The sequence below is a fragment of the Companilactobacillus sp. HBUAS56275 genome (assembly GCF_036913655.1).
Classification (GTDB): Bacteria; Bacillota; Bacilli; order Lactobacillales; family Lactobacillaceae; genus Companilactobacillus; species Companilactobacillus pullicola.
On the sequence record NZ_JAYKKK010000002.1, the window covers coordinates 49,361 to 64,919 of the forward strand.

At 36.4% G+C, this 15,559-nt stretch carries 13 protein-coding genes; 5 read left to right on the forward strand and 8 right to left on the reverse strand.

All coding sequences use genetic code 11. The features are described 5' to 3' along the window. Positions 1-19 precede the first annotated feature (19 nt). Positions 20-577: a cysteine hydrolase family protein gene (locus U8526_RS03875; protein ID WP_334340653.1), complete on the forward strand. Its 558-nt coding sequence runs from the start codon at positions 20-22 to the stop codon at positions 575-577. Between the two features lie 67 nt (positions 578-644). On the opposite strand, the gene U8526_RS03880 is transcribed toward U8526_RS03875, so the two are convergent. After that, positions 645-2,672 carry a KUP/HAK/KT family potassium transporter gene (locus U8526_RS03880; protein ID WP_334340654.1) on the reverse strand — a complete coding sequence of 676 codons (2,028 nt, stop codon included), beginning with the start codon at positions 2,670-2,672 and terminating at the stop codon, positions 645-647. A 206-nt stretch (positions 2,673-2,878) separates the two neighbouring features. On the opposite strand from U8526_RS03880, the gene U8526_RS03885 reads away from it, so the two are divergent. Further along, a complete protein-coding gene (locus U8526_RS03885; protein ID WP_334340655.1) occupies positions 2,879-4,054 on the forward strand; it encodes an ammonium transporter in 1,176 nt (391 codons plus the stop codon). A gap of 46 nt (positions 4,055-4,100) precedes the next feature. Here the strand turns inward: U8526_RS03885 and U8526_RS03890 are convergent, their stop codons facing one another. The 6 genes from U8526_RS03890 to U8526_RS03915 all read right to left on the reverse strand — a co-directional run bounded on the left by U8526_RS03890 (position 4,101) and on the right by U8526_RS03915 (position 11,858). Continuing rightward, positions 4,101-4,859 carry a DUF1003 domain-containing protein gene (locus U8526_RS03890; RefSeq protein WP_334340656.1) on the reverse strand — a complete coding sequence of 253 codons (759 nt, stop codon included), beginning with the start codon at positions 4,857-4,859 and terminating at the stop codon, positions 4,101-4,103. A 283-nt stretch (positions 4,860-5,142) separates the two neighbouring features. Continuing rightward, positions 5,143-6,327: an NAD(P)/FAD-dependent oxidoreductase gene (locus U8526_RS03895; RefSeq protein WP_334340657.1), complete on the reverse strand. Its 1,185-nt coding sequence runs from the start codon at positions 6,325-6,327 to the stop codon at positions 5,143-5,145. An 82-nt stretch (positions 6,328-6,409) separates the two neighbouring features. After that, a complete protein-coding gene (locus U8526_RS03900; protein WP_334340658.1) occupies positions 6,410-7,558 on the reverse strand; it encodes a cation:proton antiporter in 1,149 nt (382 codons plus the stop codon). Positions 7,559-7,566: 8 nt separating this feature from the next. Then, positions 7,567-8,154: a TetR/AcrR family transcriptional regulator gene (locus U8526_RS03905; protein ID WP_334340659.1), complete on the reverse strand. Its 588-nt coding sequence runs from the start codon at positions 8,152-8,154 to the stop codon at positions 7,567-7,569. A 704-nt stretch (positions 8,155-8,858) separates the two neighbouring features. Continuing rightward, entirely contained in the window at positions 8,859-9,791 is a 933-nt protein-coding gene (locus U8526_RS03910) for a glycosyltransferase family 2 protein (RefSeq protein WP_334340660.1), read from the reverse strand. A gap of 150 nt (positions 9,792-9,941) precedes the next feature. Further along, the gene (locus U8526_RS03915; RefSeq protein ID WP_334340661.1) at positions 9,942-11,858 is read right to left on the reverse strand and encodes a hypothetical protein; all 1,917 of its coding nucleotides are present in this window, start codon (positions 11,856-11,858) and stop codon (positions 9,942-9,944) included. Positions 11,859-11,984: 126 nt separating this feature from the next. Here U8526_RS03915 and U8526_RS03920 point away from each other — a divergent pair, with 126 nt between their 5' ends. Next, complete coding sequence (locus U8526_RS03920; RefSeq protein WP_334340663.1) at positions 11,985-13,178, forward strand: acetate/propionate family kinase; 1,194 nt, start codon at positions 11,985-11,987, stop codon at positions 13,176-13,178. On the opposite strand, the gene U8526_RS03925 is transcribed toward U8526_RS03920, so the two are convergent. Further along, the gene (locus U8526_RS03925; RefSeq protein ID WP_334340664.1) at positions 13,175-14,089 is read right to left on the reverse strand and encodes a 1,4-dihydroxy-2-naphthoate polyprenyltransferase; all 915 of its coding nucleotides are present in this window, start codon (positions 14,087-14,089) and stop codon (positions 13,175-13,177) included. The genes U8526_RS03920 and U8526_RS03925 overlap by 4 nt on opposite strands. 130 nt (positions 14,090-14,219) lie before the next feature. Here U8526_RS03925 and U8526_RS03930 point away from each other — a divergent pair, with 130 nt between their 5' ends. Together U8526_RS03930 and U8526_RS03935 are read left to right on the forward strand one after the other, a co-directional pair. Further along, a complete protein-coding gene (locus U8526_RS03930; RefSeq protein WP_334340665.1) occupies positions 14,220-15,146 on the forward strand; it encodes a polyprenyl synthetase family protein in 927 nt (308 codons plus the stop codon). A 19-nt stretch (positions 15,147-15,165) separates the two neighbouring features. Beyond that, on the forward strand, positions 15,166-15,492 hold the full coding sequence (locus U8526_RS03935; protein ID WP_334340666.1) for a hypothetical protein: 327 nt from the start codon (positions 15,166-15,168) through the stop codon (positions 15,490-15,492). Positions 15,493-15,559 lie beyond the last annotated feature (67 nt).

Sequence of the window (15,559 nt, forward strand, 5' to 3'; positions counted from 1 at the left end):
AGGAAAGTAGGAGAATGTGATGTCTTCACACCAAGCTTTATTAGTTATTGACTATACAAACGATTTTGTCGCTGACAAAGGAGCTTTGACCACGGGTAAGCCAGGACAGAAAATTGAATCTGCAATCGTTGATTTAGCGGATAAAATGTATCAAGAGGGTGACTGGGTTTGGTTCCCAACCGATGTTCATAAGCCTAATGATATTTATCATCCTGAAACCAAGTTATTCCCAACTCATAATGTTCGTGGGACTTGGGGACGTGAACTATACGGTGGTGTAAAAGACTGGTATGAACAGTTTAATGATGGTGAGAAAGTTAAACTATTCGATAAGACCCGTTATAGCGCCTTTGCTGGAACAGATTTGGATCTTCGATTACGAGAAAGAAAGATTGATACATTGCATTTAGTTGGTGTTTGTACAGATATTTGTGTCTTACATACAGCAGTTGATGCTTATAATTTAAATTACAAAATAGTTGTTCATGAAAAAGGAGTAGCTTCATTCGACCAAGCGGGGCATGAATGGGCATTGAATCATTTTAAAACCTGCTTAGGAGCAGAAGTTATAGATTAGAGAGCAATTGTATAGAAATAAAAAACGGGCAGTTATTCCAATAATGGAGTCACTGCCTGTTTGCGTATTACAGCTTTATCTTGATGCTATTTTTAAGCTTTTTTTCAGTTAAATATTGGTCTGTTTGAATACCTAAGAATAGAGGAACTTTCTCTTCTACCACATCACTGAACTCCAATCCGTACCAAAGTGAAGGCGAAATTGTAATGTTCTGCAATAGTAGTCGTCCACCAATCAAGAATCGGTCAAGGCTGTTCATTTGTTCCTGAGCACCTAAATCTTGGAATTGCTGGTTTTGAATGATGAATTTGAAAGAACCGACATGACGGTCAGGAACCATGGAATATGTTGGAGTCTGATCATCGATGATGTCGCGTTCTATTAAGGCATTGATGATTTGTCTGATGTAAATATTAACGTGTTGAGATTTTTTAAATCCAAGATTTAATTTAACGTTAACGACATTTCTAGTATGCATCATATCAACGCTGTAATTACATTCATAAGGAGCATTAGTTTGATCAACGGTAACAAACCAATAAACTTTGGCTCGTTTTGGAGTTTGATCCAAAATTGAATAAATTGCAGATCGTTTGATATTATAGTCGTCACCCATCTTAACCATATAAACAAGATTGGTTGCGTAATATGGAATTGATGAATCGGTGCAAAGTTTTTCCAACTGAGGAATATAGTCAAGCAAGGAGACGTTCTCACTCTCAGCTAGGTGTGCGTCACGACGTCTGTTTCCGTAATACCAAACAACCATAACGGCAAGGATTACGCAGGTGATAATAACCGTTACGTAACCGCCATGGACAAATTTAATTAAACTTGAAAGTAGGAATAAACCCTCTAGAGCAATGAAGAAAATCATAAAGATATTTGCAAAACTACGATGATTCTTCATGATCAAGAATTGATGTAGTAGGACAGTTGTCATTAGCATTGTCAATGTAATAGCTAAACCATAGGCTGCTTCCATGTGTTGTGAAGAACGGAAACACCAAACAATAGCTATCGTTACAACGCATAATATCCAGTTTATTGTTCCAATATATAATTGGCTTTCAAATTTACCAGGAAATTTTACTCTTAAACGAGGCAAAATTTTTAAACCAATGGCTTCTTGAACTAGAGTGAATGAACCAGTTATTAAAGCTTGTGAAGCTATAATTGCGGCCAAAGTTGCAATTATGATAGCAAAGACTTTAAAGTCTTCGGGCAGCATTTCATAAAATGGATTGATATTGGACATATGACTATAAGCACTGTTTTGGTAATTATTCATGATCCAGGCTGCTTGTCCAAAATAGTTTAGGATCAGCATGCTATAAACGAATGGCCAAGTAGCGTAGATATTGTGTTTTCCGACTTGCCCCATATCAGCGTATAACGCCTCAGCACCGGTAGTTGCCAAGAAGACACTACCTAAGATAAAGATACCGACTTTATTGACAGGACTGAAGAGAACTTCGATCGCATAGACGGGTGATAGTGCTCTTAGAACCGAAAGATCATTAGACAAATTGAATAGTCCAGCAATCCCGATAAAGCCAAACCAAACGAACATGATAGGTCCAAATGAGCGTCCGATACGATCAGTTCCCGATTTTTGAATGACAAAAAGTGTTAATAGAATAACGGTAACAATGATTAGAACGGATGATTGTTTATTTGAGAAAACCCAATTTCCAAGCTGTTGACCTTTAATACCTTCAATCGCTGAAGTAACTGTAACGGCAGGGGTCAAGGTTCCATCTGCTAAAAGAGCGGAACCACCAATTAGAGCAGGTATAATTAACCATTTTCCTCTTGAACGGACTAAAGCATAGAGGGCGAAGATGCCGCCTTCTTTGTTGTTGTCAGCTTTCATGGCAATCAAAACATACTTGATAGTGGTGATGAGCATTAGTGTCCAGAAAATTAATGAGACACAACCCAAAATATACTCAGGCTTGGCGTCAGCCATTGTACCTGCATCGTGTATGATGGAATTCATAACATAAAGAGGTGAAGTTCCAATGTCACCATAAACAATACCAAGAGTGATTACCATACCTAATAAAGAAAATGGTGTCTTTCTCTTCTTCATGGTATTCTCCTTTTTAATTAAACAAATCTTTATATAATTTATAAATTATTCATTGATTAATACGCCCCTATTATAATTGTTCAAATAATAATTAAAAATTTTAACGCTTATTTTAAAATGTAAATTGGTATACATGAAATTAAAATCGTAATATAATACGTCAAAAATAGATAGAGACCCTATCGAATGTAAAGAATGTGATAATTATGACACTTGATTTTATGGTTTTATCAATCATGCTAGTTTGGATAATGGTTCCAGGTATCGCGGTGTTTTATAGCGGCTTTGTACCAGAAAAAGATGTAAACAGGATTCTCTTTAATAGCTTTTTAATGTTTGGTATAGCTGGACTTTTATGGGTGGCGATTGGATTTTCAGCTTCATTTGAAGGTAATCACCTAGGTATCATTGGTAATTTTCATCATTTATTCTTGTCGGGATTAGACTTATCGTCTACTTTTGGTGCTACGGGATTACCAACATCGGTTTATCTATTGTTTCAAATGATGTTTGCCATTTTAACGCCAGCACTTTTCCTTGGTGCAGTCGCAAGTAGAGCACGAATTAAGTTTATTGCTTTGTTTGTCATTTGTTGGTCATTATTGATTTATTATCCATTGGCACATATCGTTTGGTCACCAAGTGGATTCCTAGCACAGTTGGGCGTTTTGGATTTTGCTGGTGGAACGGTTATTCATATCGATGCTGGAATTACAGCGATGATTCTAGCTATTATGTTGCGTGAACCTTACAAGTACAATAACGAACATGCAAAAGGGAACACGATGTGGATTTTGATGGGCACGGTCTTATTATGGATCGGCTGGTATGGATTCAATGCTGGTAGTGCTTTACAGCTAAATAATCAAGCACTTAATGCCTTCTTTACAACAACAATAGCTGCTTGTTCAGCTTTGGTAATGTGGGTTATCTTGGAAAATAAATATAAATCTCACGTTACGGTCAATGGTATTTGTACAGGTAGTATCTGTGGACTAGTTGGTGTCACTCCAGGAACGGGTTACGTCACTATTTTGGGAGCATTTATCATTGGAATTATTTCGGCAATTGGCAGTTTTTACTTTATGAATTATCTTAAGTACAAATTACATTTAAACGATTATCTGGATATTTTCGGATGTCACGGTATTAGTGGGATTATTGGCTCAATTGCTGTAGGATTATTCGCCACGAAAACAGTTAACCATAACGTTATAACCAATGGTTTATTCTATGGTGGTGGAATGAAACTATTAGGTATTCAAGTATTGGGTGCAGTCTTTACAATTATTTTTGTATCGATCATGGCTACAGTAATCATTATCGTTCTAAAGAAATTATTTAAAAATAATATTGGAATTAATAGAACAATTGATAATTAAAAAATAAGTGTTGAATAGGATGCAAAATCCGTTTCAACACTTATTTTTATTTGTGGGGATGTCTAGTAGAACGGTCCGGTTGTGGTTTGTTTTCTGATTTCAACGATTGAATTTCATTTTCAATTTCACTCAAGACTTCGATTTGCATCTTTTGAATATCCAAAATATGTGGCCACTGAACTTCATTGAGTTGATCTATCTTTTCATGAAGAATCCGAATTTCCATTTCGGATTTAGTATTAGTACGATAATCATTTTCAGAATCGAAACGGTCACGATCTGCTTGTCTGTTTTGACTCATCATGATGATAGGAGCCTGTATGGCAGCCACACAGCTCAAAAATAGATTAAGGAGTATAAATGGATAGGGATCGAAGTTAACGCCGAAGAGGTGCACGACGTTGATTGTCATCCAAATAACAATAATAGCAGTAAAGGTGATAATAAATTGCCAGCTACCACCAAATTTTGCTACGGCATCAGCCATTTTTTGACCACGTGTTCGTTTACCGTAGACAGTGTCATTGATATTTTTGATAACGTAAGTATCTTTCTCGAGTTCCTTTTGGAGTTGGTCGGTCATTTGGTGATCGATTTTCAAATCTTGATCGATGGTAGTTTGCATTTTTGCGATACGTAATTTTTGCATGTCTTTGAGACAAATGAAAGAGGAGTCTTTGGCGTATTTATTAGTTTGTAGAACTTGTGCTTTTAACAGGTCGCTGAGGTCTCTTAAAAATAATCCTTCTGTAATTGTGAAACGATTGCCGCAAATGGCGCATATTTGATTTTTTTTGATTGCCATAGTTTACACATCCCTTGGAGTTATTCAGGGTCAGTATATTATTTGCATGTGTGTAAAGCAATTTGTAGGTATAAAAATAAGCTGGTTCCTCTTTTTCGGGGAAGCAGCTTATTTTGGATTACAGTATTAGTTCTATTTTTAAATAACCATAGTTCTATGCAATATAGTGGAAATGAGCAACTCCTTCCGGTTAAGTCAACTAATCTCTGCCGGCACTTCGTTGCCGACTGAGATTAGTAGTCTTAATCCTCGGGAGCTGAGCGCCCTTGCTTCGCTCTCTGATTTAGATCGTTCCTTTTTTAATAGCTGTCTTCAATCCGGCTATTTCCATAATTCCTCTATCTGCTGATACGTGTTTCAATAATGAAGCAATTGTACCTTTGAATTTGAGGTTCTTACTGATTTCAGCGATACCATGGTTTTGACCTAATGATGCGACTGTACCTAATGATGTGTAAGTATATGGTTTCAAGTCTTTGCCATTTAGAGCGGCCGCAATGTTAAAGGCTGCTCCTGTTCCTTCGGATGTTGCTAATTGTCCTGTTGTTGGATATGGACGTTCTTCACCCTTAGGGATAATTGCAGAATCATCACCGATAAAGTAGGCTTCTGGATGTGCTTCTAGATTTAGGAATTCGGTTGTCATAACACGATTTCTTCTAGCTTCAATACCTGAATTTGCGATAACGTCACTACCACTTACTCCGACTGTCCAGATAATTGTGCTTCCTTCAACACTCTTTTCAGTGTCGCCATCCATGTAGACAACGGCTTGTTTGTCGATTCTCTTGATTTTGGCACCAGTCAATAGCTTGATACCGTTCTTATCTAGATAATCAACGGCGTAGCTAGCAAGGTTTTCATCAAACATTGGTAGAATTCTTGTTGCCATTTCTACACAAGTTACTTTGATTTCTGGAACATCGTATTTTGCTTTGAGAATCTTAACGGTATCAACTAATTCACCAAGAATTTCAACTCCAGTGAATCCGGCACCACAGACGATAATACTTAAGTCTTTAGGATCTTGTGATTCTTTATAGTTAGCAATATTTTTGTTAATTGTCTTATAAATATTTTGTGCTGTTTCCAAATCTTGAAGGATCAAGGCATTTTCACTAGCACCTTCAAGTCCGAAGTCCTCTGAACGAAAGCCCAAAGAAACTACGATATAGTCATAAGTAATAGCCTCATGATCTGTAAATTCAACTGTTTTGTTATCTAAGTCGAGCTTAGAAACAGTTGCCTTGATGAAGTTAACATTTGAAGGTAGAACTGAACGGATATCAAAACTTACTGCATCAGCACGGTTGGTGCCGGCTGCAATAGTATGTAAAGCAGTTTTTTCTACATGCTTTTCATTTTTATCGATTAAATCAATTTGTGTTCCTGCTGGAGTGCTCTTGGCCAAATCACGAGCAGCTCTCAAGCCACCGTAACCAGCGCCTAGTACTAAAATGTGTGCCATAATTAACCTTCTCCTTCTGTTTCGAAATTAAATGTTTACGTTATCATTATATCTCGTACATTGATTTAGTGGTAACTATAAGCTACAGAGGATTCCTACTAATAGAGTGTTTTAGGAAAAATGGTGAAATAATTGTAATCAGGATAACACTGATGATTACAGCAGAGTAATATTCTTCGGATAACAGTTTGGCACTAAACCCTATTTGACCAATGATTAGCGCCATTTCACCACGTGAAATCATTCCAGAACCAATGACATAAGAATCCTTTAAATCAAATCCTGACAATCTAGCTCCAAAGCCGGCACCAATTAATTTTCCGAGGATACCAGTAATTGTGAAGACTAAAATTAGCCAGAAATCTTTGAGGAAACTAGTGAATTCAAGATTGAGACCAATACTGATGAAGAAAACGGGAATAAAAAGGCTATAACCAATAGCTTCAATATTGCTTCCTATTTTTTCTGTATAGTATTTAGAATTAGAGACTGCAATTCCGGCCACAAAAGCACCTAAAACAGCATCTAGTTGAACTAAATCAGCAATATAAGCCATCACGAAACAAATTACTAATGCAAAAATAGTTTGTGCATGCGTCGCTTCAATATAATCTGCCAGGTGGATTATCTGGGGGATGATCCATTTGTGCAAAACGACAACAAAACTACCAAAGAGAACCCAGAGTACTAGTAACATAACGATCTTTTGTACCGAAAAGTCGCCAGTTAGAGTTCCTGACATAATACTTAAAATAGAAATCGCCAAAATATCATCGACGACCGCCGCTCCTAAAATTACCGTTCCAGAGGCACTAGAAAGGTAATTGAGACTCTTAAGAACCTCAACAGAGATAGAAACAGATGTTGCCGCAAAAACGACTGAAATAAAAATACTTTCCTTGAAATTAATGCCGAATAACAGTGACGTTCCCAGTGTTAAAGCAACAGGTAGGATAACGCCAAAAATAGCTACGGTAACGCTGGGTATGAGGTGTTTTCTGAGTAATTTTAGGTTACTTTCCAAACCAGCTAAAAACATCAATAAAATTACGCCGATCTCAGCAAATAAGTTAACATCATTATCGGCTTTAACGATATTCAAAACACCTTTACCTAAAATAACGCCCAAAATCAATTGCCCGATAACGGCTGGCAAATTTAGACGATTGAACACGTGACTAACAACGATTGTTAGAAATAACATCAATGCAAGCAGAGTTATAAATTCCATATCGACCCCTATTCTTTTTTGATGCCATTGATGAAAATATTGATAACAGTGTTGAGGTTAGCAATATTACGCTTCCTTTTGGCATCGTTATATTCAATGTAAGGCAGTAACATTGTTAGAAAAGTTCCGACTTGAACGGGAATGGCTAAATCAGAACGTAGTTCACTTTTATGCGATTGGAAAATGTTGAATAGAACCTTGTAATAACCGCCATCCCAGTTATTGTTAAGGCTAGTTCTTTCTTCAACAGTAAAGAAATTCTCAATATCATTGCGCATAACAAAGTAATTGATTCTGAAGTTCTCTATCATGTATTTTGACATATGATTCAGTAGTTCTTCAAATGGCAAGTCTTTAGTTTTACTATATTCTTCCAACAAATTCTTACTAAAGTTGTTGACAGAATACTCGATAGCCTTGATATAGAGCACTTTCTTATTCTTGTAGTAATGATACATATTTGGTTGAGTAATATTTAATTCTTGAGCAATCTTACGCGTAGATGTAGCTTGATATCCTTGTGAAAGGAACATTTTGGCAGCAACTTGTAAAATCGCGTTCTTAGTATTCTCAGCTTGTTGATCACGTACATTCATTTTATTAACCCATCCCTTGATCTATTCGTTTAACATTATATCTTAATATTTGTCGCTTATCATGTGATAACGGTTGAAGTTTTACTGATTGAAAAAGACCAGTTCGGCAAGTGATTTTAGTTGCCTTACTGGTCTTTTGGAGGTTGATTCACTAAATTTGATTTACAGACATGGTTAATGTATGCCGTCGGTAGTAGAAAATCTGTGGGCCACTGGAACGTGGTGGACACGACTTGAAGCTAATAATTTTACACTTCGTGCAAAATTATGGATCTCCAAGTTCGGTCTTCTGGTAACCTTGCTGCGCAAGCCAACCAGAATTTCACCACTGAGGGCCCACAGATTTTCTACTACCGACTATATCCTGATCCTAATATTACTGACTAAATTCACAGTGTTTGACTATTTAAATACCTATTTTTGAATTAAAAGTAATTTTTAAAATAGAAAGGATAGTGAATTAAATAATTCATATCAAAATAAATAAGTAAAGTGCTGTTTAGTCCGGAGCAAAAATTGGGAATGCGTTCAGCTATGAGATCATTGTTACCGGCTTTGCCGGTTACAATGAGGCCGACTTTGGAAATCCATTATTTTGCACGAAGTGTAAAATAATTAGTTCCAAATCGTGCCCATAGCGTTCTAACAGCATTCTCAATTTTTGCGGAGGACGGCAAGGATACACTATAACCGATTTTTGCTCTCTATTTTTTGTCCTTAACGATATAGATAGGGCGTTTTTTAACTTCAAGAAAAATTTTGCCGATGTATTCTCCAAGAATACCGATACTTAATAGTTGTATCCCACCTATGAGAAGTACGATGGAAACTATTGAGGCCCAGCCATTTACGCTACTTAATGGACTAACTATTTTTCTAATGATAATTGCAATAATAGCGACTATTGAGGTAATTGAAAAGAGTGTTCCCATCCAAGTGGCGAACATCAGAGGTCCTTCTGAGAAATCAACGATACCTGTAACGGCGTACTTGAATAGTTTCCAGAAATTCCAAGACGTACTACCAGCTACTCGTTCACGATTCTTGTATGGTAAGTACTTGGTCTTGAATCCAACCCAACTGAAAATTCCCTTTGAGAAACGGTTATACTCGGTCATTGATTTGATGGCTTCTACCATTTGACGGGTCATTAAACGATAGTCTCTGGCGCCAGGGATGATTTTAGTTTGCGACATTTTGTTGATGACTTTGTAAAAGCTATTGGAGAAGAAAGAGATGATCTTGTTTTCACCTTCACGGTCCATTCTAGCTGTACCGACGCAGTCATATTCCTTTTCTTCAAGGATATCGAACATCTCCGGCAACATTTCTGGTGGGTCTTGTAGATCGACATCCATAACGGCGACATACTCACCAGTGACTTCATTAAGGCCAGCATAAAGGGCAGCTTCTTTACCAAAGTTTCTGGAGAAGGAGATGAAATGCACTTCATCGCTATGATCTTTTTGAAGGTCTTTCAAAATAGAGTAAGTCTTGTCTTTTGAACCATCATCGATAAACCAATATTCTAAATTGAACTTATTGGTTTGTTCTTTGATTTTAGTCATTGCGTCATAATAAATATTAATAGATTCTTGTTCGTTGAAACACGGAACGATAATAGATATAGTTTTCATATTTTTTTCCACTTTCGCCAAATTATAAAGATATGTGATCATAACAAAAAGATCAAATCCATTTAGTATGAACTTGGTCTTTTCACAATTAAATGGAGAGATTGTGTCTATATCACACATTCATACTGTAGTTACAGTCCCCCAAAAATATTAAATTTTAAGTGATTCAGGAAGTGATAAAGTACCATTGCTTGCAGTGTTGATCACACTAACACTGATATCACGGTTTGTTTTGCTTTCAATGGCGTGTAGGTCATCTTCAGTTTGTACAAGAAGTTCGGTGATATTCTCTTGTTCATCTAACAACTTGATAACATCGTCGATCCTCTTGGCGACATTTTGAAGAAGCAGAATAGTATTCTTGCTGTCAATTTCGTTAACACTGACAATTAATTGATATAAGAGATCAGCGTGGTTACCAACGAAAACGGCATTTTCAGTATTAGGTTCAATACTCTTCAACCACCAAGTGATCAATTCAGATTTTTCATTGAAGTCATGTTCAAGTAAGCCATTCTTATCGAATAATTGGTAACTGACAGGTTTATTTTTATCGAAAATAACTGTTAGAACAATGGAGCCATCAGTACGGTAGAAGTTCTGTTCTGACAATTCCTTATTCTTGTTAAAGTTTTGCATTGAAGATAATTGACCCTTGCTGTTGTAAATATTAGTCTTCACAATTTGATCATTCTTGTAGTAGTTAATACGGTCGATCATCTTGTCGAAGTATTCAGCAGTCATCAATAAGTTTTGGTTCTTATCGTAGATAAAGGTATCTTGTGTTTCGACATCAGTTCTAGTTACCCAATCAGGATTTTCAGGAATAGCAACACGCTTGCCATCGGGATTAGGACTTGTCTGTAATTGGTCAAATAGGTTAACAACATTTGGAATTGAAATGTGTTGATCTTTAGCTTTTTTATCAATGATTTCATGAATATGATTGTCGTAGAAAGTTGATACGACAGTGACTGGTTTTTGTAATTTGGATTCAAGATAGTTGATCATTCCAAATAGATCGTTTTTGGCTGTATCAGAACCAAAATCATCGGCCGTTACGTAATATTCTTTGTCCTTATCAAGATAAACATCACGTACTAGATAAGCTGAATGGAAGACATCCTTGATGTATTTAGTTAAGTAATCAATATTGTTGTTAACTTCACCCAATTCATCATCGATCTTCTTGTGTTCTTCGCCAAGACTTTGAATGTGACGTTCTAGACCGGCAATAGTTTCGATACGATAATTGTGATCGCTCTTCATTTGGTCATCGATGTTACGAGCTTTTTGTTGCAAGTTAGCAATTTGTTTATTAATGTCGCTGATCTTGTTATTCAAATCAGCAGCCTTGCTGTTTAAGTTAGCGATATCTTCTTGAGAAGAATTGATTTGTTCCTTGAGGTCCTTACGTTCATCGTAAAGAGTGTTGATAGATTTCTTTTGCTTTTCCATCAAGACCATCATCTTTTGAAGGTCTTTTTCTTCCTTGATGGAAGTGGACATATCAGTTTCAGATTGTTCATTTTTTGCAAGATTTGTTTGAAGCGTTTCCAAACTTGCTGTCTTTGTGTTAATCTCGGAGTTAAGGTCGTTTAACTGTTCTTGTAATTCACTGAGTTTTTGCTCTTGTTCTTTGCGATCAGCGTTCACAACGGCTAAATGTTCTTTAGCAGCGTCATCGTTTTGTGCTTTTGTATCAGCTAGTTTGTCGGCTGATTCTTTTTCATCACGTTTTAAAGTTTTAAGATAATTATCTAGGGTTTCCTTCTTAGCTTCAAAATCGTCTTTTTCAGAGAAAAGGTTCGTTTTTAAATCATTTCTTAATTGAGCATATTGATGAGAAAGGTCATTCATTTGCTCTTCGATATTTACGCGCTTGTCATGAACTGACATGGGAAGTTGTTCCTCTTTTTGTTCGTTTTCAGTAGCAACCTCAGTTGATTCGCTGTCGTTAGATGCTTGAGATTGAGCGGAACTTTGGTCACTTTTAGGAGAATCTGGAACCGATTTGTCGGCCTCTGGTTTCTCATCAATTTTGCGTAGCATGTCTAAAAATTTCACGAATGAATTCCCCCATAAAAAGACTTATAATAGTTACTAAAGAGTAGCATTTTTTTATATCGGTGTAAAGTTTGATATAAAGCTATTTGTAGAGAATACCTAGACCCAAAAAAGGAGAGTTTTTGTATGAAGATCATGGCTATAAACGCAGGTAGTTCAACCTTGAAATGGAAACTTTTTGAAATGCCTGAGAAAAAAACAATTGCTTCTGGAATGATTGATCGTTTGGGAACACCCAAATCAATTTTTAAATTGAAGTATAACGGTCAAAAAATTGAACGTGAAGAAGCTATTAAGTCTAACGACATTGCGGTTTTATCTATTCTAGATGCTCTAAAAGATATGAATATCATTGAAAAATTCAGCGATATCGTTGCTTTTGGTCATCGTGTCGTTGCCGGTGGAGAGTACTTTAAAAAGTCAGAGATTATTACCAATGCTAACTTAGAAAAGATTGAAGAGTTGGCAGAATATGCTCCACTACATAACAAAATTGAAGCCTACTACATTGACGTCTTCAAAAAATTAGTTCCTAAAGCCATTCAAGTAGCTGTCTTTGATACATCATTCTTTGTCGATATTCCCGAAACAAATTACTTATACAGTATTGATCTAGAAGATTATAAAAAATACCATGTACGCCGTTACGGAGCACATGGTACAAGTCACCGTTATATCGCCCAACGGTTAAATGAAATCGTTGATGGTGGTATTGAGGATAAAAATGTTATCGTTCTTCATCTAGGTAGTGGTGCATCAATTAGTGCTATCAAGAATGGTAAAGCTTTTGATATCTCAATGGGCTTCACACCACTAACTGGTATTATGATGAGTTCAAGAAGTGGGGATATTGATTTTTCAGTGGTTTCATACTTGATGAAGAAATTAGGTCTCAGTGATATTTCAGATATGATCGATATTTTCAATCACAAGTCTGGATTGTTGGGAATTTCCGGAGTATCACCTGATATGCGTGATATTGAAGCCGTTGAAGACACTAACGAACGTGCTGAGTTGGCTCTACAAATGTATCGTAATCGTATTCTTAAATTTATCGGTTCTTACACAGCTGAAATGGGTGGCCTCGATGTCATCGCCTTTACAGCGGGTGTAGGTGAAAATTCTGCCGAGGTTCGTGAAGATATTATGTCAGGTCTTGGATATATGGGACTTAAGATCGATAAAGAAAACAATAAGGTAAGAGGTTCTGAAATTAAGATTTCAACCGACGATTCTAAAGTTGCTGCATATACGATTCCAACTAATGAGGAATTAATGATAGCCCAAGATACTTATGGATTTGCGAAATTATTGAATTAAAAATTAAAGATTACACCGAGAATGAATGTAACAGTTTCTGCCAAAGTGATCAGTAACAGATTCTTAATAATTAGAGGGAAAGTCTTCTTTTTGATAGGATTCTGGCTGAATGCTTTGGCATTTTTATATACGATGGGTGTTATCAAAAATGTAAGAAGCATCAATTTTGGCAATAGGCCTAAGATTACGGAACAAACTAAGGCTAGATATCCGAGAACATAAAGTGATTTGAGAATAAAGATCGAATTATCTTTGCCTAGATAATAAACCAGTGTTTTCCGTCCTAAATTGATATCTTCTTTTTGATCGGCAATGTTATTAGCAAGTAATAGGTTAGAAATTGCAAAGACGGTTAACAATGATGAAAGCAAGGCATCTCCGTAAAATTTAAAATCTAAAATGACATAAGGATTGTGTACGACGTTGATGTAGATGGCTATCAGATAAATAACGTATCCCATGGTAAATCCTGAGAAAAATTCTCCTAAAGGTCCACGGTTAATAGGCCAAGGACCACCAGCATAACAGAAGCCGACGGCAAAAGAGAATAGTCCTAAATAAAGTAAAGGTAAGCCGGTGCGATAAACAATAAAGAGACCGATAATGGCAGCGATAGCACTAAATGAAAAGTCTAACCAACCGACTAAATGTATATTAAGGTGGTTAACGCCGATGACATTAGTTTTTCTACGAAAACTTTCATCACCAGTGGCGTTTTTATAGTCCCAATAATTGTCATTGATATCAACGGCCATATTGAAAAGAAACATAGCGATAAAAAATAGAATCAAATCAAGAGCGTTAATAGAATGCCAGTGATAATATGAATACAAAGTTCCCATCAAGAAGGGGAAAATACTAGCAGTCTTGGCTTTTATTTCAACAAGCTCGAAAAATACTGAAGGTTTCACAGAAATCATTCCTTTGGATTTGATAGGTTCTATTATAGAATTATTTTGGAATACAACAAAGTGATACAGGGGTAATAAATATTTTATGGCGAACTCAATTTGGAAAAGCTATCCTCAACTAGGGGAGAAATTGGATTTAACGACGGATTATATTCATCAAATGGTGAAGATCAATAATCTCGATATCAGTTCAATGATTATAGATTTAACTTCGGGTGGCAAAATGTTGCGTCCAGCCTTCTTCTTATTGTTCAGTGAATTTGGCAATGAGAAGAAATCAACAAAAGAATTAGTTCCTTTGGCAGCATCTTTAGAAATTCTACATGTAGCGACTTTGATCCATGACGATGTCATTGACGATTCGCCAATGCGTAGATCTCAACCCACTATCCATACTAAATACGGCCGTAGAAATGCTATTTATGCTGGCGATTATTTGTTTACGGTTTATTTTGAATTGATCTCTAAACACTTGGAGCGCAATACTGATATTTTGCGTAACGCTTTAAGTATGAAGCATATTTTGATTGGTGAACTGGATCAAATGTGCATTAATTTTAACGTTAAAGCAACAACCGATATGTATTTAAACGAGATATCTGGCAAGACGGCGGAATTGTTCAGTTTAAGTGCTACTATGGGTGCTATTGTTAGTGGCGGCAATCAGGAATTAATTGAGCGTTGTAAAGAAATCGGTCATGATATAGGGATGGCCTTTCAAATTATCGACGACATTCTTGATTTCAGTAACTCCTCAGAAACGGGAAAGCCAGTTCATGAAGATTTGCGTAACGGTGTTTACTCGTTGCCATATATTTTAGGATTAGAGGCTGGGAATAAAAATCTAATTGCAATTCTATCTAAAGAGGTGTTAACTGATTCCGACGACGAGCAGGCCACTAACATCGTTATTGACGACGGCTATTTAAATCGTGCTAAGGAAATTGCCCAGGGATTTACGCAACATGCTTTAGACGAGATTGCTAAGTTACCTAAAAATACTAGTCGTCGCGTTTTAACGGAAGTAGTTAAACGCTTGGTAAATCGGATTAAGTAGTTTCGGGGAGAATTAACAAATGAATCAAGATAAGAAATTGGCTTTAATTGAAGATGTAAATGATCTTTTAGGAAAAATGAATAAAACAGTTGATACTGATGGTGAAGTGAAGGCTCTCATCCAGACGGCCTATAACACTATTAATAAGCCAGAAAAGACAACACAAAAGTACAATCAAATCTCAGACGCTATTAGGGAAATGAACGGTACTTTTCAAGAGTTGGCTGTAGCAAAAAAGTATCACTTTAGTGCAGAACAAAATGAGATTATTAATAAATTAAGAACTCTTTCACGTGAGCCAATGTCACAAAAGGGAATCGGAACTATCAATGGAGCAGTTTGGTAAAATATGCTTAAGTTTCCGTCCTCCACAAAAATTGGGAATGCTGTTGGAACGCTATGGACACGATTTG